This is a genomic window from Echinicola shivajiensis (genome assembly GCF_018642165.1).
Lineage (GTDB): Bacteria > Bacteroidota > Bacteroidia > Cytophagales > Cyclobacteriaceae > Echinicola > Echinicola shivajiensis.
Window position 1 is genome coordinate 79,602 of sequence record NZ_JAHHZM010000005.1, and the last position, 21,805, is coordinate 101,406.

Sequence of the window (21,805 nt, forward strand, 5' to 3'; positions counted from 1 at the left end):
GAACAAACATGATGAAATATATAAAAATAGCTTTGCTCTGCTGTGCATATATGGTGTTGTTTCCACTGTGCCTTATTGCGCAGGAAACAATGAAAATCAGTATTGATCCGACGATCAAAACAAGTTCAGGCGAACCTGTTCGCGGTGCTATTGTCAAAAGTGACCAGGATGGGTACTCAGCAGTGTCTGATAGTTTGGGAACAGTGCATTTGGAAGTAACCTTAAATACCTATTTAGGGATAGAGGCTCCAGGTTATGAGACCAAAATACTTCAAGCGCACGCTGACCTGGAAGAAATTGTATTATTCCCCTACCTAGAGGGAGAAGAAGTTTTGGTGGCTTTCCAAACCAAGGATAAGAACGATCTGATGGGGGGAGTGTCATCTGTAAACATGCCAGAGATCATGGATAAGAATTACATCACCTATCCATTGGATGGTATGGAAGCTTTTGTAGGTGGATTTAATGGAAACCTATGGGGAAATAGCAGTTATTTGACACTTGTAGATGGTGTTCCCCGTGATATTGGTAGTGTAATGCCTACTGAAATAGCCCAGATTACATTTCTAAAAGGGGTGAACGCAATAGCACTTTATGGCAGTAGAGGTGCGAAAGGAGTGTTACTGATTACAACCAAACGCGGTGTAGCCACTAAGCAGACGATTGATGTCCGTACTAATATTGGCGTGAACGTGCCCAAAAGTTACCCTAAATACTTAGGGTCAGCTGAGTACATGAGCCTGTATAATGAAGCCAGGTCAAATGATGGTTTAAGTCCTCTTTACAGTGAGGAAGAAATCTATAATCACGCTTCCGGAAAGAATCCTTATCGCTACCCAAATGTGGATTACTTTTCAGATGACTACTTGCAAAAAGCCTATACCCGCTATGATGCCACCATGGAAATCCAAGGAGGGAATGAAAGTGCAAGGTATTATACCAATGTAGGCTTTTGGTCTGAAGGGTCTGTACTGGATTTTGGTCAGGCTGCAGAAAATGGCAATGAAAGGTTCAATGTACGTGGAAATGTGGACCTCAACCTTAACGACTATATTTCTGCCAAGGTTGATGCGGCAGCCATCTTTTATAATGGAAAAGGAATCAATGCGGATTACTGGGGTGGATCCGCTACACTAAGACCTTATCGTTTTGCACCCTTAGTGCCTATTGACATGTTATCTCCCGATGATGAAACTGCCCAGAATTATGTTCAGAACAGCCAACATTTGATCGGCGGGAAGTATTTGTTGGGAGGGACCCAACTGGATCAAACCAATCCCATTGCCGGAAGTTACGCAGGTGGTTCGTCAAAATATACCAGTAGGCAGTTCCAGTTTAATGCCGGCCTAAATGCCGATTTAAGAAATGTATTAGAAGGACTTTCCTTCAGTACACTTTTTGGACTGGACTATGCCACTTCTTATAACCTGTCATTTAATAATGACTATGCTGTTTACCAGCCTAGCTGGACGAATTATAACGGGATGGATGAAATTGCGGGCTTGACCAGGTATGGGCAGGATGCCAGCTCCAAAACCCAAAATATCAGCAATAACTGGTTTAGACAGACCTTGTCATTTTCCGGTCAATTGAATTACCAGAAAAGCATCGATAATAAACACCATATCTCTGCGATGTTGGTTGCCAATGGTTTTCAGACGGGTGAGTCCGGAATCTATCATAAGGTGAGTAATGCCAATCTTGGTATCCACGGTAGTTATAACTATAAATCAAAGTATTACCTGGATTTCAGTGGGGCGATGATCCATAGTGCCAAATTGGCCCCAGATAACCGCAAAGCTTTTTCCCCTACTTTGGCCCTGGGATGGAGACTTAGTGAGGAGGACTTTTTGGCGTCCTCTTCAGTGGTGGATGACCTGAAATTATCTGTGTCAGGAGGGATACTTCATACCGATCTGGACATTAATGAATATTACCTATATGAAGGTATATATACGGATGAAGGTTCTTGGTATGAGTGGAAAGATGGTTTGAACAATACGGCCACTGATGTTAGAAGAGGGCAGAATTATGATCTTGGATTCCCAAAAAGAGAGGAAATCAGTGTGGGGCTAGATGCGTCCTTGTTTGATAGATTCTTGACTTTGAACGGTTCCGTCTTTGTCAGTAGAATGAACGGGTTGTTCCTTCAGGACAGTAATATATATCCTAACTATTTTGTGACAGGATGGCCTATCTCTTCATGGATACCTTATGTGAATTATAATAATGACGAAAGAAGAGGTTTTGATTTTCAATTGAACTTGAACAAGCGGATTGGACAGGTGGACTGGAGTTTAGGCTTCTCGGGCATTTATTATGATACCAAAGCTTCCAGAAGATCAGAAAATTTTGAGTTCGATTACCAAACTAGAGTTGAAAAACCCTTGGATGGTATTTGGGGGTTAGAAAGCTTGGGCTTTTTCTCTGGGATAGATGATATAGAAAACTCCCCAGAACAAGCTTTTGGAGAAGTTAAGCCTGGAGATATCAAATACAAAGACCAAAACAATGATGGTATTATTAATGCGCAAGACGAAGTATATCTTGGTAGAGGAGGTTGGTCTGGTGCTCCATTGACCATGGGCATTAACCTATCAGCAAAATATAAAAACTTTACCTTCTTTGCTTTAGGGACTGCCCGTACAGGAGCCTATGCCATGAAGACCAATAATTACTTCTGGGTCAATGGTGATGACAAGTACTCCGAAGTGGTTAGGGGTAGATGGACAGAGGCTACAAAGAATACGGCCACCTTCCCACGTCTGACCACATTAAATGGTGCCAACAACTTCCGTGGTTCAGATTTTTGGATGTACAGTACCAATCGTTTTGATTTAACTAGGGTGCAGTTTTCTTATTCATTCCCTAGCAGCCTATTTGGTGAGCGGTTCTTAAAGGGGCTGGATATTTATGCCAATGGCGCAAATCTTCTGACGATTTCCCCAAATAGGGATATTTTGGAGATGAACATTGGAAGTGTCCCGCAGACCAGGTTTTATAATATTGGTGTTAAAGCGAAATTTTAACAAGACCCAAAATGAACATGAGAATAAATCTTAAAATAGCAGCTATCATTACAGGATTAGTGGCTTTGGCAAGCTGTAGTGATTTAATTGATCCGGCATTGGAAAATATCCAAAGCAAGGAACTGATAAGGGAAAGACCGGGCATGATACAGGGGCTATTATTGAATGCCTATTTAAGGATTCCTACCAATGGTTATAATTTCAGTGAAATGGCGACTGATGATGCCGTCAGTAATGACCTTAACAGTGGCTTTTTGAATATGGCTACTGGTCAGTGGGCATCGAATAACAATCCAGTGGACAGATGGACTTCCGCCAATTCAGCTATACAGTACCTCAACGAGATGTTATTGGAAGTAGGTAATACACAATATGCCTCCAATCCCAATGTCAACCAAATGTTTTTGGACCGTTTGACAGGTGAAACCTATGGTTTGAGGGCACTTTTTATGTATTATTTACTTCAGGCTCACGGAGGGATAGCTGGAGGAGAACTACTGGGCGTTCCTATATTTCTTGAGCCCCAAACAGTGGATTCCGATTTTAACATACCACGGGCAAGCTTTGAAGCCTGTATGGCGCAGCTATATGCGGATATTGAAAAGGCGATTGAGCTATTGCCCATTGATTATTATAATATCAATAATGAAGCGATGATTCCGTCCAAGTATCGGGAATCCGGAGCTCAGGTGAGTGATTATAACAGGGTATTTGGAGATGATGCCAAGCAGTTAGTGTCTGGTAGGATTGTTAGTGCCATACGTGCACAGGCAGCCTTATTGGCGGCCAGCCCATCCTTTAATCTGGACAATGACCAGACCAAATGGGAAGATGCCGCTACCTATGCGGGAAGTTTATTAAATGATATTGGAGGGGTAAGCGGACTGGATCCCAATGGCGTGACCTGGTACAATAATGCCTCAGTGATAGATGCTTTGGGAGCAGGAAACAATCCTCCTGAAATTCTTTGGAGGGGATCCATTGGAGGACCTTCCAATAACTTGGAAACACAAAACTTCCCTCCAACGCTTTATGGAGAAGGGCTGGTAAATCCGACACAAAATTTGGTTGATGCCTTCCCTATGGCCAATGGTTACCCTATAGCTGATCCGGCCTCAGGTTATATGGAGGATGCTCCTTATGCCAACAGGGACCCAAGGTTGGCCCAATTCATTTTGCTGAATGGAAGCTCTGCTGGACCATCAGGGACTACGATCAATACGGCATTGGATTCAGATACGAACGATGGGCTGAATAAGGTAGAATCCTCTACCCGTACGGGTTATTATATGCGCAAACTGCTACGTCAGGATGTAAACCTTGATCCTGTGGCCAATACGGGACAGCGCCATCTTCAACCAAGAATGCGGTATACAGAATTCTTCCTGATTTATGCTGAGGCAGCCAATGAAGCTTGGGGACCAATGGGAAGCGGCTCTTTTGGATTCTCTGCTTATGATGTGATCAAGGCCATCCGCGAAAGAGCAGGAATTGGAGGGGACAATGGCGATGCGTATCTGGAGTCCATTAAAAGTGACCAAGCGGCCATGAGGCAATTGATCCGCAACGAACGCCGCTTAGAATTGTCATTTGAGGGTTTCCGTTTCTGGGACTTGAGAAGATGGAAATCAGATCTTACAGAGACTGCTCGAGGCATGCGCATTGAAAATGAAAATGAATACGGCATTATCAATGTGGAAAATAGGGTTTATCAGGATCACATGATCTATGGACCTGTGCCATACAGTGAGCGATTGAAATTCAGTGCGCTTCAACAGAATACCGGTTGGTAATTGTTTTGAAAGCTAAGCATAACTGGTTTTTAAGTGAATTAAATTCAAAAACAATGAAAAAGATACCATATATATTAATAGCGATTGTCTTGATATTTTCATCCTGCGAGAACGAGGATTGGGAATTCCCGGACTTTGATTACCAAACGGTATACTTCGCTTATCAATTTCCAGTCCGTACCATCACTTTGGGGGAAGATATTTTTGATACTTCACTGGACAATGAAGGGAAATTTAAGTTGATGGTCACCACGGGTGGTGTATACTCTTCTCCAAATGATGTGTCTGTGCAGATCGAGGTGGACGAATCATTGGCCGAGGGACTGTTATTTGAAGAAGGAGGAGATGAAATAGAAGTCTTGTCTTCTGAATATTATCAGTTGAGCACAGAAACCGTGACGATACCAAGAGGAGAAATCGCCGGGGGAGTTGAGGTACAGTTAACCGGGGCTTTTTTCAATGACCCAAGAGCCATCAAGAAAACCTTTGTGTTGCCCGTTAAGATTACCAATATCACCAATGCCGATTCGGTTCTAGCGGGTGTGCCTGTGGTGGAAAACCCTAATAGGGCCATTGCTGATGATTGGTTTCCTGCCCCTAAAGATTTTACCCTCTATGCCCTTAAATATGTGAACGAGTGGCATGGAAACTATTTAAGGAGAGGTAAAGATATCATTACAGGAAAGGAAACTGGTATATCTGACGAAACCATCATCAGACATGAAGAGAATGTTGAGGACGATGAAATCAATGAATTGCTTACCCAGTCGCTTTCAGAGGTTGTGTTACCATTGACCTTTGCTGGTGAAGGAGGAGAAAATATTCATGCAGACTTGTTACTGACTTTTGATGATCAGGGGAACTGTACAGTTTCAGCAGCAAATGATGGTTATACAGCTTCCGGGAGCGGGAAATTTGTGAAGGATGGTGAAAAATCCAGTTGGGGAAATCAGGATAGAGATGCCGTTTACTTGGAGTATGAGATTGATTTGCCCCAAATGCATGTGGCCACATTGGACACTTTGGTGCTGAGAGACCGTGGAGTGGGCATGGAGGTATTTAGCCCTGTGCTGAAATAATCTATTGATGAATTAATCCGAGATTAACATGAAAAAAAGATATATCAATTTTCTAGGCGGAGTAGCCTTGTCATTAACTTCATCCTGTGTGGATTATGTTTCTACGGATGAATACCAAGTCGAAAAACCAGAGAGTATTGCCCTTCAAGAAGAACTGAATTCGTACAATACCCTTAAGACCTATATAGATAGCATCGCTAATCCTGATTTTGTTCTGGGGGGAGCAGTGAGCCAATCCGAATATGCCAATAAGGGTGTTTTATACCGGCTGATCAATAGTAATTTCCAAGAAATCACTGCTGGATATGGTATGAAGCATGGAGCAGTGGTACAATCTGATGGAAGTCTGAGCATGGATGCCGTCAATGCGATGTACCAAGCGGCAGCAGAAGCCGGAACTTCGATTTATGGTCATACCCTCTGTTGGCATGCCAACCAAAATGCGGGCTACTTGAATGGGCTATTGGAGCCGCTTGTGGTTAATTCCCCTGCTTTTGCCAATGAATTGGACCTGAACGGACTTATGGCAGGAGAGCTTTCAGCTAACCCTACCAATGGTGATGTATCCATAGCAGCCAATAAAGGCATGGGAGAGGGAACATCCGCCATTAAGTTGACTACTGGTGCCAGTGTGTCTTCTCCAGGAGACCTTCAGTTCGTTATCCCTGATATTCCTTCTGAGGCAGGAATGGAGTATGAGATTGTAGCCTATATCAAATCTGATATGCCTGGTGAGGGTAGGATCAGTTTTGAGGGCTTGGGCAATAATGAGCCGGAGATAGATTGGATGGGAACAGGCATGGCTTCTTCTTCTTTCCAAACGTCTATGTCCTGGAGAGAAATAAGGTTTAGCTTAAATGATTTTCAAGGCGATTCCTTCAAATTGAAGTTTGATATGGGATATGCCCCAGGTGTTACCTATTACTTGGATATAAATAACTTATATGTTTATGATCCTAACGGAGAACCTGTGATCAATAATCTGGTGGCAGATGGTGATTTTGAATCCGGTTCCGGCTGGGGAGGCTGGGGTAATGGTTCTACTCGAGGAATAACTGAAGACGGAATGGGATTTGGTGGAGAAGGCAAAGCTTTTTTTGTCACCAACCCATCTGTAACTGGAGGTTTTTGGGAAGTGCAGACATCCTATGGATTCGCTGAGCCACTTGAAAATGGAGAAACCTACAAATTGAGTTTTTGGGTTAAAGGAGACGCTGAAGGGATTATCCGTCCGGAATTACAAAGTCCTAATTATTCCTCCAATGGTTTTGGCCAGGTGATGGTTACCAAAGAATGGCAGCAGGTAGAGCTGACCACCACAGCGACTGCGGACGACAGAAGCAGGCTTATTATAAGTTATGGAGAATATGCGGGTACGGTGTACATTGACAATGTGGTTTTGAGCAGTGCCTCACTTTCTGGGGGTAGTACCACTTTGGTACAGAAAACACCGGAGGAGAAGGAATCAATCATTTCTGGAGAGTTGGAAAGATGGATATCAGAGATGGTTACCAATAGTGCTGAGCATGTGAAAGCCTGGGATGTAGTCAATGAGCCTATGGACGATGGTAATCCCTATGAACTGAAAACAGGAATTGGAAAAGCTGATAAAGCTGCTGATGAATTTTATTGGCAGGATTACCTGGGTAAAGATTATGCCGTTATGGCTTTTCAATGGGCCAGGTCATATGGCAATCCGGACGATCTTCATTTTATCAACGATTATAACTTAGAATATAATCTGGACAAATGTCAGGGACTTATCGATTACGTAACCTATTTGGAAAGTCAAGGAGCTCAGGTGGACGGCATTGGCACACAGATGCATATTGGTATTGATTCCAACAAGCAAAATATTGCCATGATGTTTGAAATGCTGGCGGCAACAGGAAAGCTGATCAAAGTTTCAGAACTGGATGTCAGGGTGAACTCGGCTAATCCTACGCCTGAAATGCTGGAGCAGCAGGCAGAGATGTACAAATATGTAGTGGATACCTATAATGAATATGTACCGAAAGCGCAGCGATATGGCATTACGGTATGGGGCATTACAGACAGCCCTGATGATGCCTCCTGGCTGCCAGGAGAGCGTCAGGGACTTTGGGATCTTAATTTTAACCGGAAACCAGCCTATGTTGGTTTTGTTGAAGGACTTCAAGGATTATAATTAGGGGGTAGCCGGTGGTATGTCTTAGGACTATCACTGGCCTTTCCAACCTTTAACGAATCTTTCATTTTAATTTTTATAAAATATGAAGAATGCCTCTTATTTGGGCATAATAGTAGGCCTTTGTTTTTTCTGGGGATGTGCTGGTACTGATGAACATGTTCCAGAGAAACAAAAAGATGAAGAGGAAGAGATTCAATCCATTTCCTGGCCTAATCCTACTCCTCCGCTGCATGTAGCAGGCAGGTTTCTGAAAGATCCCTGTGGCAATACCGTAAACCTGCATGGAGTGGCCATGACCCCTAGCCCTTGGTTCAATGGGGGGCATGTTGGGGAATGGCGATGGAACAATTATGACGTGGACGCTTGCCTTGCCTATAACAAGTCCGTGATGGACAAACTTGCAGCAGGGGATGAAGATGGCTGGTTCCTGAATTACGTTCGCTTACATATCGACCCTTATTGGTCCAATACCCCGGGGGAACCCATTCCGGAAAATGATATTTCAAGATTTGACTTTGACCGTTTTGTCACGGCTGTAGATGAGGTCATCGTGCCTTTGATAGCGCATGCCAAAACCAAGGGGATGTATATCATACTGCGTCCTCCAGGGGTCTGTCCGCATCAAATCGCCAAGGATGATGAATATTATGATTACCTGATGAAGATTTGGAACCATGTTTCGCAACATCCTGATCTGAAAAATACAGACCATGTGATGTTTGAATTGGCCAATGAGCCGATTCATATTTTGGGCACCAATGGTGAATATGGTAGTGATACGCCTGCCCATTACGAAGCCTTGCAGCAGTTTTTCCAGCCAATTGTAAATAGGATCAGGGACAATGGTGCGGAAAATATTCTCTGGATTCCCGGTTCGGGATACCAGTCCCATTATCGGGGTTATGCAGACTATCCCCTTCAGGGAGATAATATCGGCTATGCTGTGCACCTGTATCCCGGTTATTGGGGTCAGGATCTCAATGATCCCGCAGTTCTTCGACAGCAGTGGGAAAGAAATTTCAAACCTGTAGCTGATTTTGCTCCTATAGCGGTAACGGAAATCGATTGGGCTCCTGAACAATATGGTGTATGGGGCAAAGGTGGCATTACCGGTGTAGCCAATGGCTGGGGCTTTGGCGCCAATTTTAAGTTGTTGGCAGATGAAATGGGCAATGTCAGTTGGAACCTGCTGTCTCCAGAAAACCTGATTGACAAGGGAGATCCCGAAGGAGGGATTGCTTTTGATGCTGACCCCGATGCCTGCGCCAAGCCGGTAAATGAGTGGTTTAGGGAATATGCTGGAGAAATGGAAATCTGTGCAGGTGAATAAAACCTTAATAATATTAAATTAGATAAAATGAGCATTCAAGTTTTTCAAAAGCGATTAGGCTTTATACTTATTTGGGGAGTGTTAGTGGCGGTAGGAGCCTGCAGTACTTCAGGAGAATCTCTTAAAAACACTCCTGTTGCCTTAAAAACTGCTTTTCAAGAGAAGTTTGTAATTGGTACAGCGCTAAATGCTTGGCAAATAACAGGCAGGGATACCTCTTCCATTCAAATTGTAAAGGAGCATTTTAATGGTATTGTCGCTGAAAACATCATGAAAAGTGGTCGGATACAGCGGCGTGAGGGGGAGTTTAATTTTGATTTGGCCGATCAGTTTGTGGAATTCGGAGAAGAAAATAATATGCAGATCCACGGCCATACACTTATATGGCATTCGCAGGCTCCCAGATGGTTTTTTACCGATGAAGAGGGGAATGAGGTGTCGCCAGAAGTACTGACTGAGCGAATGCGTAAGCACATCTATACTGTAGTGGGCAGATATAAAGGTCGGGTGCATTCCTGGGACGTGGTCAATGAGGCCATATTGGATGATGGAGCTTATAGAAATAGCAAATTTTATCAAATTTTGGGCAAGGACTTTATCAAACTGGCCTTTCAGTTTGCCCATGAAGCCGATCCAGACGCAGAACTGTATTATAATGATTTTTCTATGTCCCAACCTGGCAAGCGTGAGGGTATGGTCAAGATGGTAAAGGAACTTCAGGAACAGGGTATACAGATAGATGGTATAGGTATGCAGGGACATATAAGCTTGGAACATCCGGAAATTGAGGAATTTGAAAAGAGCATTCAGGCGTTTGCTGATTTGGGTGTACAGGTTATGGTTACCGAATTGGATCTTTCTGTGCTGCCTTCTCCTTGGAGAAATAGGGAAGCTGGGGCCAATATCTCGGACAAAGCGGATTATGAGGACAAGATGAATCCCTATCCCGAGGGTATGCCGGATAGTGTGGCACAGGCTTTTAATGAAAGGTACCTGGAGTTTTTCGAGCTTTTTCTAAAGCATCAGGACAAAATATCTAGAGTTACCCTCTGGGGTGTTTCAGATCACCATTCATGGAAAAACAATTGGCCGGTAAGAGGGAGGACAGATTATCCCTTACTCTTTGACCGGGAAAATAAAGCAAAGCCTATTGTAGAAAAACTGATTAGGGTGGCTAACCAATAAACCATAATTGAAATAATCATGGTAAAGTATATAATTAAAAAAAAGGGAGATTTACTAACGATATTAGCTTTTTTGATGACGGTTATGTGGAGCCAGGCAGTGTTGGCCCAAGGTAAGGCCGCAAAAAATCCTATAATCCATGCGGATGTTCCGGACATGTCCATGGTACGTGTTGGTGATACTTATTATATGAGTAGTACCACCATGCACATGAATCCAGGTGTTCCCATTATGAAATCAAAGGATTTGTCCAATTGGGAACTGGTCAGCTATGCCTATGATCGATTGGGGGAAGTAGATGCCATCAATCTGGAAAATGGCAAGAAGGCCTATGGAGCGGGGTCTTGGGCAAGTTGCCTGAGATTTCATGAAGGGACCTATTACCTCAGTACATTTTCTTCCACCACAGGTAAGACCTATATTTTTACCACCAATGATGTGGGAAAAGGTTTATGGAAAACACATTCCTTTTCTCCTTCCTATCATGACCATACCTTGTTTTTCGATGAGGATGGCAAAATTTATATGATTTGGGGAGGGGGAAAGCTCCGCATGGTGGAGTTAAAAGAAGATCTATCGGGAGTCAAGCCAGGTACGGAAAGGGTGTTGATAGAAAACGCCACTGCTCCTTCGGGACTTAATGTGATGCTTCCGGCAGAAGGATCACAATTGTTCAAGGTAAACGGAAAGTATTACCTCTTCAATATCTCTTGGCCCCAAGGGGGGATGAGGACGGTCATTGTCCATAGGGCTGATCAGATAACCGGACCCTATGAAGGAAAGGTCATGTTGCAGGACAAAGGAGTCGCTCAGGGAGGACTTATTGATACGCCAGAAGGGACATGGTATGCCTATTTGTTTAGAGACTATGGGGCTGTTGGCAGAATTCCTTATATGGTTCCCGTTGAGTGGGTTGATGGTTGGCCTGTACTGGGAGAGGAAGGGAAAGTACCCGACCAATTGGACCTTCCCGCCAATGGAAGCCTGATCCCCGGTATTGTGGCTTCAGATGATTTTAAGCGTAAAAAGCAGGACAGGGACCTGCCCTTGGTTTGGCAGTGGAACCACAACCCTGATCCGGCATATTGGTCGGTTAGGGAAAGAAAAGGATACATGCGCTTAACCACGTCCAGGGTAGATGCTTCTCTTATGGAAGCTAAAAATACCCTGACCCAGCGGACCATAGGCCCAAAATGTACAGGCGTCACCAAAATTGATTTAGCGGGGATGAAGGATGGGGACTTCGCTGGCCTTGCCCTGCTCCAAAAACTTTACGGACAATTAGGGGTGAAAGATGAGCATGGCCAAAAGGTGTTAGTGATGATCAATGCAGATTCCGGAGAGGCTAAAGAAATTGCACGTGTCCCGCTCAACACAAGTTCAGTTTACCTGAAAGCCACTTGTGACTTTACCGATCGCCGCGATGAAGCCAATTTCTTTTACAGTCTTGATGGCAAAGATTGGAAGGCTATCGGGTCGACCCTGCACATGAAGTATACGTTGCCCCATTTTATGGGCTATCGTTTTGCCTTGTTCAATTATGCGACCAAATCACCGGGAGGGCATGTAGACTTCGATTACTTTCATATCAAAGATAATATTGGTGACTGATCTAACCTGTTCATATTACTTAAAAGGGATAAAACCTGTCAGGTTTTTATATGCACCAGGAGTCAATTTCGGCGTGTCCACTCCTTTAAACCTGACAGGTTTACCAATCTATTTCAACCATTGCAAAATAGGACTAAGTGTATTAGGATATGAATATTAAGAATTTGTTCAATAGAAGTATATGGACGGCCAGTCTAGCTGTATGTACTGGTACTGCCGTAATGGCCCAGAATCCTTTGGTCAAGGACCAATTCACAGCGGATCCATCTGCCATGGTAGTAGGGGATAGGGTTTATGTTTATCCTTCACATGATGTTTATTGGGAGGAAAATAACGGTAGGGAAAATTGGTTCTGCATGCAAGATTATCATGTTTTTTCCTCCGAAAATCTCACCGACTGGACGGATCACGGGGTTATCCTCCGGCAAGAGAATGTCCCTTGGGGAAATCCCACTGCCAATAGCATGTGGGCACCTGACTGTATCGAAAACAACGGAAAATATTATTTCTATTTTCCTGACCATAGCAATGCATCCAGTGTGAATGGTGAGGGCTTTACCATTGGGGTGGCTGTGGCAGACCATCCGGAAGGGCCATTTGTTCCCCAAGCAGAACCGATAAAAGGGGTAAAGGGAATAGATCCGAATGTGTTTATTGATGATGATGGCCAAGCTTATCTCTATTGGTCTCAAGGACATATTTATGGAGCAAAGCTCAAAGAAAATATGCTGGAGTTGGCATCAGCGCCTGTGATTTTACAGGAGCTCCCGAGCAAAGGTCTGAAAGAGGGACCCTATATGTTCAAAAGAAAAGGTGGTTATTACCTGACCTACCCTCATGTGGAAAATAAGACTGAAAGACTTGAATATGCCCTGGGCAATAAACCTTTAGGGCCATTTGAGTTTCAAGGGGTGATTATGGATGAATCTCCCACAGGCTGCTGGACCAACCACCATTCGATCATCGATTTCAAGGGACAACATTATCTTTTCTACCACCATAATGATTATTCTCCTGATTTTGATAAAAACAGGTCTATAAGAGCTGATAGTTTGTTTTTTGAAGCAGATGGAAGGATTCGAAAGGTAGTGCCTAGCCTACGGGGCATAGGATTGAGCAGTGCTTTTGAGAAAGTCCATCTGGATCGTTACAGTCAGCTCAGTGAAACTGGAGCTACTATTGCCTTTTTGGAGGAGTCAAATCCATTTCTAGGCTGGAAAACGATTTTGGGAAATCAGGAAGGCTGGGTCAAATTTGATGCGGTGGATTTTGGTAAAGGAGATGCCCGAAGTATGACCTGGAGGGTCAGGGCTCCCCAAGGTGGAAAAGTTCAAATCAGACAAGGAAGCAAAGAGGGACAGTTAATCAGTGAGGTAGAGCTGGAGAGGAACGCAGAATGGCAATCCATCACGGTTCCGGTGGCACATAGCGCTTCTGGTATTCAGGATTTGGTTTTACAAGGAAGCGGAACGATAGAAGTGGATTGGGTAAGGTGGGAAAAGCCCACGGAAGGGCTGGGAAGCTTATCGAAGTGAAGTGGATATATAACTGAGTATGAATGTTTACAAGCTTGTATGTAGAAGGATGTTCTTTGCATTTTGCTCTAATGCTGGTTATTGTCCTTTTCCATTGATGAAAAGGACCAAAAATCTAGGCCAGTGGAGGATTCTTCAAATTGAGGCAATTTCGTTTACGAAGAGGTCACTGTTGGCTCAATTTGATTTTGGACCAATTGCTATGGGCTGAAAATGAGTGGATCTCGCTCGTCCACTTCGCGAGCTAACTCATTTTCTTAACGCCCTCCACAATTGTCCCAAAACCGAATGCTCCAAAAGGCCGAAACTGTGATTCCTATTTAATATATCGACTTTGCAAAATTACTTAAACCCATACTAATAAAACTCAACAATGAATAAACAAATAACCCTTTTAACAATTTTTATTTTGCTTTGTCTGTCCTGTGGGACTTCCGAAAAGGTGGACCAAAGCATCGAGGTTTCGGATGTCCATTTGCGGCTTTGGTACGATGAACCTGCGAAAAAATGGGTGGAAGCTTTACCGGTCGGAAATGGCCGATTAGGGGCGATGGTATTTGGCGACCCCAAGAAGGAGACCATCCAACTCAATGAGAATACCTTATATGCCGGACAGCCTTATAGAAATGACAAGCCCGATGCCAAAGAAGCTTTAGCAGAAGCCAGAAAGCTGATTTTTGAAGGGAAGTATGATGAAGCGCAAGGACTTATCGATCAGAAGTTTTTTAGTGGTGTTAATGGGATGCCTTATCAAACATTGGGAAACTTAAGGTTGGATTTTAAAGGCGAGGATCCTACTTCCGATTATTATAGAGAGCTTGATCTGGAAACAGCCATAGCAAGCACCCGGTATAAAAAGGGCGGCGTAAACTATGAAACCAAAGTGTTCTCCTCCTTTCCTGATCAAGTGATTGTGGCCCAAATAACGGCAGATAAGACAGGTACCATCCAATTTTCAGCCACCATGGACCGTCCGGAGCAATTTGATCTGCACACCAATGGCAATGATGAATTGATCCTGACAGGAATTTCCAGCGATCATGAAGGCATCAAAGGAGGAGTAGCATTTGAAGCACAGGTAAAAATTGTCACTGAAGGTGGTGAAATAACTGCTAATGGCAAAACTTTAGATGTAAGCGGTGCGGATATGGCCACCTTGTACATTTCCTTGGCTACCAACTTTGAAAACTACCAGGATATCTCCGGGGATGCGACTGCAAAAGCCAATGGCTATCTGGAAAAGGCTATCAACAAAGGTTTTGACGATATTTTAAATGATCATGTGGCCGATTACCAACAATACTTTAAGCGGGTGGGCCTTGATCTAGGGGAAACTGCCTCCGTAAATAAGCCCACAGATGACAGAATTGCTGAGTTTTCACAGGGAAATGATCCGCAGTTAGTGGCCCTTTATTTTCAGTTTGGCCGTTACTTGTTGATTTCTTCTTCCCGTCCAGGAGGTCAACCGGCCAATTTACAGGGGATATGGGCAGATCAGCTCAAGCCTGCTTGGGATAGCAAGTATACGGTCAATATCAACACCGAAATGAACTACTGGCCTTCGGAGATCACCAATCTAACTGAGATGAATGAGCCCTTGGTCCAAATGGTCAGAGAACTATCCCAAACAGGGAAGAAAACGGCTAGAGATATGTACGGAGCTTCGGGTTGGGTGATGCACCATAATACGGATATTTGGCGGATTACTGGACCAGTTGATGGGGCTTTTTGGGGACAATGGCCCATGGGTGGAGCCTGGCTTTCCCAACATTTGTTTGATAAATATGAATATGCCGGTGATAAAAACTACCTGGAGTCTGTTTACCCTATTCTCAAGGAATCTTCCCAATTCTATTTGGACTTTTTGGTGGAAGAGCCAGACAAGGGCTGGTTAGTAGTGGTGCCTTCAGTATCACCTGAAAATGCACCTGCTACCGATCATGGCGCATCGGTTTCGGCAGGAACCACCATGGACAATCAACTGGTTTTTGATGTTTTTACCAAAACTATACGTGCTGCAGAGGTGCTGGGAGTGGATGCAGAGCTGAGACAAAAAATTGACGAAAAGCTAGGGAAATTGCCTCCAATGCAAATAGGAAGCTGGGGTCAGCTGCAGGAATGGATGTACGATTGGGACAATCCAGAAGATCATCACCGACACGTTTCTCACCTATACGGGTTATACCCTTCCAATCAGATTTCTCCCTATCGTAATCCAGAACTGTTCAGTGCTGCACAAACATCTTTGGAAGCAAGGGGTGATGAATCAACAGGTTGGTCCATGGGCTGGAAAGTAAACTTATGGGCGCGATTACTTGACGGCAACCATGCCTTAAAGCTGATCCAAGATCAGCTGTCACCATCGATACAACCTGATGGAAAACAAAAAGGAGGAACCTATCCCAATTTGTTTGATGCCCATCCACCTTTTCAGATCGATGGGAATTTTGGTTGTGCAGCAGGAATTGCTGAAATGTTGTTACAAAGCCATGATGGTGCTATCCATCTTTTGCCTGCTTTGCCCGATGCTTGGGAAGATGGTAAAGTGAGTGGTTTACGTGCCAGAGGTGGATTTGAAGTGGCGATGGAATGGAAGGAGAAAAAAACTCAGCAGGTAGTCATCAAGTCCTCTCTGGGGGGACTGTGCAGGATTCGATCTTATTTCCCCCTGAATGGAAAAGGACTTCAACCAGCCACTGGGAAAAACAGCAATCCATTTTTTCAGACTCCCGAAGTAAAACCGGCTTTGCTTGCTTCTGAAACTACATTAGTGCCACCCGTTTTGGATGAAATATATGAATACGATTTGTCCACCAAAGCAGGTGAGAAATATGAACTTCAAGCTAAATGATCCTCATCATATAGTAACATGCTAAGACTGATTAAGCAATACAATAATAAAAGGCCGAATAGGAAGGCGCTAATGGTATCAATTCTGGTGTTACTGAATGTCCTGTCATTGATGGACTGTGGACTTCAGGCCCAAGGTTGGAACCGTGACAGCCTTAATTGGCAGACCCAGCTGGACTACGGAGAAATGAAACAAAAGTTGGGACTTAAAGCCGCTATGCGTCCAGGACCTTCCGGGGACCCTAGTGCCTCTAATGCAGCAAACACTGATGAATCTAAAGTGAGAAAATATACTTTGCCAGATCTTTTGGTGGCCAATGAGGGGGACCTGATTACATCAGAGGATGCTTGGTGGAAGGTAAGAAGGCCCCAAATTCTCAAAGATTTGGAAACGGAAATGTTTGGAACTCTTCCAGAAAACTTGCCCGATGTGACCTGGCATTTGGTTGCTGAGAAGGATACCGTAATTGCAAATTATCCGGTAACCGAGAAGTTGCTTATCGGTAAAGTGGACAATGCTTCTTTTCCCGAAATAGATGTGGAGATTGAACTGCTAGTGGGAATACCTGTAGCAGCTACCAAAGCAGTACCGGTTGTAATGGAGTTTGGGTTTATCCGCTGGCCATTTGGCAGTCCTCCTGCGGAGCCTAATAGTTATTTTATTTCTCCTTATGAACCACGTTGGAAACAGCAATTACTTAGCAAGGGATGGGGATATGCTATTCTGGTTCCTTCAAGCATTCAGGCTGATCACGGTGCAGGCTTAAGATCAGGTATCATAGGTCTGGCTAACAAGGGCAAATTCCGGAACCCAAAACAATGGGGAGCCTTGCGGGCTTGGGCATGGGGAGCCAGTAGGGCCATGGATTATTTCGAGTCAGATCCTGATGTGGATGCTTCCAGAATCGGTGTTGAAGGAACTTCACGTTATGGGAAAGCAGCATTGGTCACTATGGCATTTGACGACCGGTTTGCGCTTGGGTTTATAGGCTCTTCTGGAGCTGGTGGTGCATCAATCCTGAGAAGGAACTTCGGTGAGCAGGTAGAAAACTTGGCCTCATCGGCTGAGTACCATTGGTTTTGTGGTAATTTTCTGAAATATGCCAGTGACCTTACCGTGGATGATCTTCCAATAGATGCCCATTCCTTAGTGGCGCTTTGTGCTCCAAGGCCTGTATTTATAAGTGCTGGTTCACCTTTTATAGAAGGACAGTGGGTGGATGCCAAAGGAATGTTTTTGGGCGGAGTCCACGCAAGTCAAGTTTATGAGCTTTTGGGCATGAAAGGATTTACCTCTTCGGGTTTTCCGGAAATGGGCGCTTCAATGACTGAAGGGGAGATTGCATACAGGCAACACGCAGGAGGCCATTCCACTGGACCCAACTGGAGCACATGGATCGCTTGGGCCTCCCGATATTGGAACCAATTTAAATAAAGAAATAATATTCTAAGCAAATAAAAAATGAAACAGATATTCCGTTTAACCTTTCTTTTTTGTGTTGTAGTGATGGGGAAATCTTATGGCCAGAACCCTATCATCCGTGAGGTTTTCACGGCAGACCCGGCACCGATTGTCTATAATGATACAGTCTTTTTATATACCAGCCATGATACAGCAAGTGTAGATGCCACCAACTACCAAATGAAAGATTGGTTGGTTTTTTCTTCCACTGATATGGTCAACTGGACCAATCATGGGGCGCCACTTTCCCCAAAGTCTTTCTCATGGGCTACGGGTGATGCTTATGCAGCCCATTGTATTGAAAGAAATGGTAAGTTTTACTGGTATGTATCCACTTTTCACAAAAAGGATGAAAATAGTGGAGGTGGTGCGGCCATTGGAGTGGCAGTTGCTGACAGCCCTACAGGACCTTTTAAGGATGCTTTAGGAAAGGCTTTGATTGTTAATGAAATGACTACGGATAACGAACATGGTTGGGATGATATTGACCCGGCAGTTTTTATTGATGATGACGGTCAGGCTTATCTCTATTGGGGCAATGGAAGCTGTAAATGGGCCAAGCTCAAAGACAATATGGTAGAATTGGACGGTCCTATTCACCATTTTAAGCCAAAGCATTTTATAGAAGGCCCTTGGGTATACAAAAGGAAAGACCTGTATTACTTGGTATATGCCAGTGCCGGTACCCAACCTGAAATGATAGAATACTGTACTGCTTCAAGTCCTGAAGGTCCTTGGACCTATCAAGGGATAATTATGGACAATGTCCCCAATAGTTTTACAGTCCATCCTGGAATTGTGAATTATAAGGGGAAGGATTATTTCTTTTATCATAATGGGGTGCTGCCTAGCGGAGGAAGCTATCGCCGTTCGATCTGTGTGGACTATATGCACTATAACCCAGATGGCACCATTCAAAAAATAGAACAAACCCAACAGGGGGTACTGTCGGCAAAATAATCTTTAAAGCAAACAATCAAACCAATGAACATGAAATTGAGATGGATTCCTTTGACCCTGATCCTTATTGTCATGGGGTTTTCAAGCCAAGCACAAGACAAGAACTTTTACATTTTTCTGGCTTTTGGCCAGTCCAATATGGAAGGAGCTGCAAAGTTTGAGGAACAGGATATGGACGTGGACCCGAGGTTTCAGGTGCTACAGTCTATCGATTGTCCTGACCTGAATAGAGAAAAAGGCAATTGGTATCCTGCTGTGCCTCCCTTGACCAGATGTCATACGGGGCTTACACCTGTGGACTATTTTGGTAGGACTTTGGTGGAAAATCTCCCTGACAGTATTCGGGTAGGGGTGATCAATGTGTCTGTGGGAGGATGTAGAATAGAGCTTTTTGAAAAAGACAAGTATAAAGCCTATGTGGAAACAGCCCCTAATTGGCTTAAAAACATGGTCAAGGAATATGACGGAAACCCTTACCACCATTTGGTAGAACTGGCAAAAACTGCCCAAAATGATGGGGTCGTCAAGGGAATACTACTGCATCAGGGGGAGTCCAATACAGGGGATAAAGACTGGCCACAAAAAGTAAAAGGAGTATATCAAAATCTACTGGCAGACTTGGGCTTGGCTTCAGAAGAAGTTCCTTTATTGGCTGGTGAAATGGTCAGCGCAGCGCAAGGGGGAAAATGCGCCAGTATGAATGCCATCATTGCTACTTTACCTGAAGTGATCCCAAATGCACATGTAATTTCATCTGAAGATTGTGAGGCCGTTTCCGATGGGCTACATTTTTCAGCAGCAGGATACAGGGAACTGGGTAGACGATATGGAGCGCAAATGCTTTCGATTATTGGCAATTAACTTTTAAAAAAATTATGAAAAAAATAACCTACTTATTGATTTTACTTGTTGGGACCGTTGCTACAAGCTTTGGTCAGCAAATAGAAAAAGAAGCTCCAGAGGGTTTTGACCAAGTGCAAAGTGGAATTGCACATGGAAAGTTAGATACGGTGGAGTATCAATCAAAAACCGTGGGCACAAAGCGCAAAGCAGTTGTTTATACCCCGCCGAACTTTAATAAGAATAAAAAATATCCCGTATTGTACCTGCTGCATGGAATAGGCGGAGATGAAACAGAGTGGTTACGCGGTGGACAGCCTCATGTGATCATGGATAATCTCTATGCAGCAGGAAAGGCCGAACCTATGATCATCGTCATGCCCAATGGCCGGGCGATGAAGGATGATCGGGCTACCGGAAATATCATGGCCAAAGACAAAGTGGAGGCCTTTTCCACCTTTGAGAAAGACCTGCTTCATGACCTGATACCTTTTGTTGAAAATAATTATCCCGTGTTGGCGGACAGGGAACACAGGGCTATTTCAGGCTTGTCCATGGGTGGTGGCCAAACCCTGAATTTCGGCTTGGGAAATTTAGACCAATTCGCCTGGGTAGGCAGTTATTCTGCAGCACCTAATACCAAGAGTCCTGAAATACTCGTTCCTGATCCAGCCTATGCCAAGGATAAATTAAAGTTGCTTTGGATCTCTTGTGGAGATCAAGATGGGCTTTTGGGTTTCAGTCAGCGCACCCATGATTACTTGGTAAAAAATGAAGTCCCCCATATTTATTATTTAGAGGAAGGTGGCCATGATTTTAAGGTATGGAAAAATGGACTATACATGTTCTCCAAAATGCTTTTTAAGCCAGTTGACCCATCCAAATTTAACCAATACAGTCCCTTGGGGATTCCCGCTTCTACTAACGTCAGGGGAGCAAAATATCCACAAATTATGCCTGATGGAAGCGCTAAGTTTAAGGTAAAGGCGCCTGTAGCCGATAATGTACAACTTGATTTGGGAAAGAAATACCCAATGACCCCAAATGGTAAGGGGGAATGGGAAGTGACCACGGATCCATTGGGAGAAGGTTTTCACTATTACTCCTTATTGATTGATGGAGTACCTGTTGCCGATCCGGCCAGTGAGGCCTATTATGGTATGGGCAGGATGGCCAGTGGAATCGAAGTGCCTTTCGATGGAGATGATTATTACGCAGTGAAAAAAGTTCCTCACGGAGAGATCAGACAGGTCAGGTACTATTCATCGCTATTGAGATCATGGAGGAGGTTTTTACTGTATACTCCTCCCGGCTATGATTTGGACACTGACCGGGCATATCCGGTACTCTATATCCTGCATGGAGGAGGTGAAGATGAAAGAGGCTGGGCACAGCAGGGGAGAACTGACTTGATCCTCGATAACCTTATTGCTGAAGGGAAGGCTCAACCTATGCTGGTAGTTATGCCTGACGGAAATATGCCTATAGCTGCTTTTGAGGAAAGAGGGCTGCAAATGTTCGAAAACGAATTAAAGAATGAGATCATCCCTCATGTGGAGAAGCACTACCGCACGCAAAAAGGTGCTAAGAATAGGGCCTTGGCAGGACTTTCCATGGGGGGAATTCAGACACTTTATGCTGGAATCAATAATACAGACCTGTTTTCCCACTTGGGTGTCTTCAGTTCAGGATGGATCTCTCAGCGTCAAGGTAGCATAGCTGAGGGTCAATACGCTTTTATGAGTGAAAATGCAGAAAAGATCAATAATGACCTAAGTCTTTTTTGGATTTCCATGGGAGGAGAGGAAGATATCGCCCACAATAATTGTGAGAAAATGCTTGGGGAGTTTGATAAGATGGGGATAGACTATGAGTATAGCGAGTATCCCGGAGGACATACCTGGCCCGTATGGAGGCATGATCTCCACAGTTTTGCTCCTTTGTTATTTCAATAAGTGCCT

At 44.0% G+C, this 21,805-nt stretch carries 13 protein-coding genes; all 13 read left to right on the plus strand.

Translation table 11 applies throughout. The annotated features are described in order from the left end of the window. Positions 1-8 precede the first annotated feature (8 nt). The 13 genes from KMW37_RS10685 to KMW37_RS10745 all read left to right on the plus strand — a co-directional run bounded on the left by KMW37_RS10685 (position 9) and on the right by KMW37_RS10745 (position 21,799). Positions 9-3,029: a SusC/RagA family TonB-linked outer membrane protein gene (locus KMW37_RS10685; RefSeq protein WP_246581442.1), complete on the plus strand. Its 3,021-nt coding sequence runs from the start codon at positions 9-11 to the stop codon at positions 3,027-3,029. A gap of 11 nt (positions 3,030-3,040) precedes the next feature. Further along, positions 3,041-4,822 (plus strand): RagB/SusD family nutrient uptake outer membrane protein, encoded by a 1,782-nt coding sequence (locus KMW37_RS10690; RefSeq protein ID WP_246581443.1) that lies wholly within the window; start codon positions 3,041-3,043, stop codon positions 4,820-4,822. A 53-nt stretch (positions 4,823-4,875) separates the two neighbouring features. Continuing rightward, the gene (locus KMW37_RS10695; RefSeq protein WP_215224617.1) at positions 4,876-5,901 is read left to right on the plus strand and encodes a DUF5627 domain-containing protein; all 1,026 of its coding nucleotides are present in this window, start codon (positions 4,876-4,878) and stop codon (positions 5,899-5,901) included. Between the two features lie 28 nt (positions 5,902-5,929). Next, positions 5,930-8,068 (plus strand): endo-1,4-beta-xylanase, encoded by a 2,139-nt coding sequence (locus tag KMW37_RS10700; RefSeq protein WP_215224618.1) that lies wholly within the window; start codon positions 5,930-5,932, stop codon positions 8,066-8,068. An 85-nt stretch (positions 8,069-8,153) separates the two neighbouring features. Continuing rightward, positions 8,154-9,401, plus strand: a complete 1,248-nt coding sequence (locus tag KMW37_RS10705) for a glycoside hydrolase family 5 protein (protein WP_215224619.1) — start codon at positions 8,154-8,156, stop codon at positions 9,399-9,401. A gap of 27 nt (positions 9,402-9,428) precedes the next feature. Then, positions 9,429-10,586 (plus strand): endo-1,4-beta-xylanase, encoded by a 1,158-nt coding sequence (locus KMW37_RS10710; RefSeq protein WP_215224620.1) that lies wholly within the window; start codon positions 9,429-9,431, stop codon positions 10,584-10,586. 18 nt (positions 10,587-10,604) lie between these two features. Continuing rightward, entirely contained in the window at positions 10,605-12,197 is a 1,593-nt protein-coding gene (locus KMW37_RS10715; protein ID WP_394369615.1) for a glycoside hydrolase family 43 protein, read from the plus strand. A 149-nt stretch (positions 12,198-12,346) separates the two neighbouring features. Beyond that, positions 12,347-13,732, plus strand: a complete 1,386-nt coding sequence (locus tag KMW37_RS10720) for a family 43 glycosylhydrolase (protein ID WP_215224621.1) — start codon at positions 12,347-12,349, stop codon at positions 13,730-13,732. A gap of 373 nt (positions 13,733-14,105) precedes the next feature. Next, the gene (locus tag KMW37_RS10725; protein WP_215224622.1) at positions 14,106-16,583 is read left to right on the plus strand and encodes a glycoside hydrolase family 95 protein; all 2,478 of its coding nucleotides are present in this window, start codon (positions 14,106-14,108) and stop codon (positions 16,581-16,583) included. Positions 16,584-16,601: 18 nt separating this feature from the next. Beyond that, positions 16,602-18,017, plus strand: a complete 1,416-nt coding sequence (locus tag KMW37_RS10730) for a glucuronyl esterase domain-containing protein (protein WP_215224623.1) — start codon at positions 16,602-16,604, stop codon at positions 18,015-18,017. Between the two features lie 27 nt (positions 18,018-18,044). After that, the gene (locus KMW37_RS10735; RefSeq protein ID WP_215224624.1) at positions 18,045-19,004 is read left to right on the plus strand and encodes a glycoside hydrolase family 43 protein; all 960 of its coding nucleotides are present in this window, start codon (positions 18,045-18,047) and stop codon (positions 19,002-19,004) included. A 30-nt stretch (positions 19,005-19,034) separates the two neighbouring features. Continuing rightward, complete coding sequence (locus KMW37_RS10740; protein WP_215224852.1) at positions 19,035-19,865, plus strand: sialate O-acetylesterase; 831 nt, start codon at positions 19,035-19,037, stop codon at positions 19,863-19,865. Between the two features lie 14 nt (positions 19,866-19,879). Continuing rightward, positions 19,880-21,799 carry an alpha/beta hydrolase-fold protein gene (locus KMW37_RS10745; protein WP_215224625.1) on the plus strand — a complete coding sequence of 640 codons (1,920 nt, stop codon included), beginning with the start codon at positions 19,880-19,882 and terminating at the stop codon, positions 21,797-21,799. The last annotated feature ends 6 nt before the right edge of the window (positions 21,800-21,805 follow it).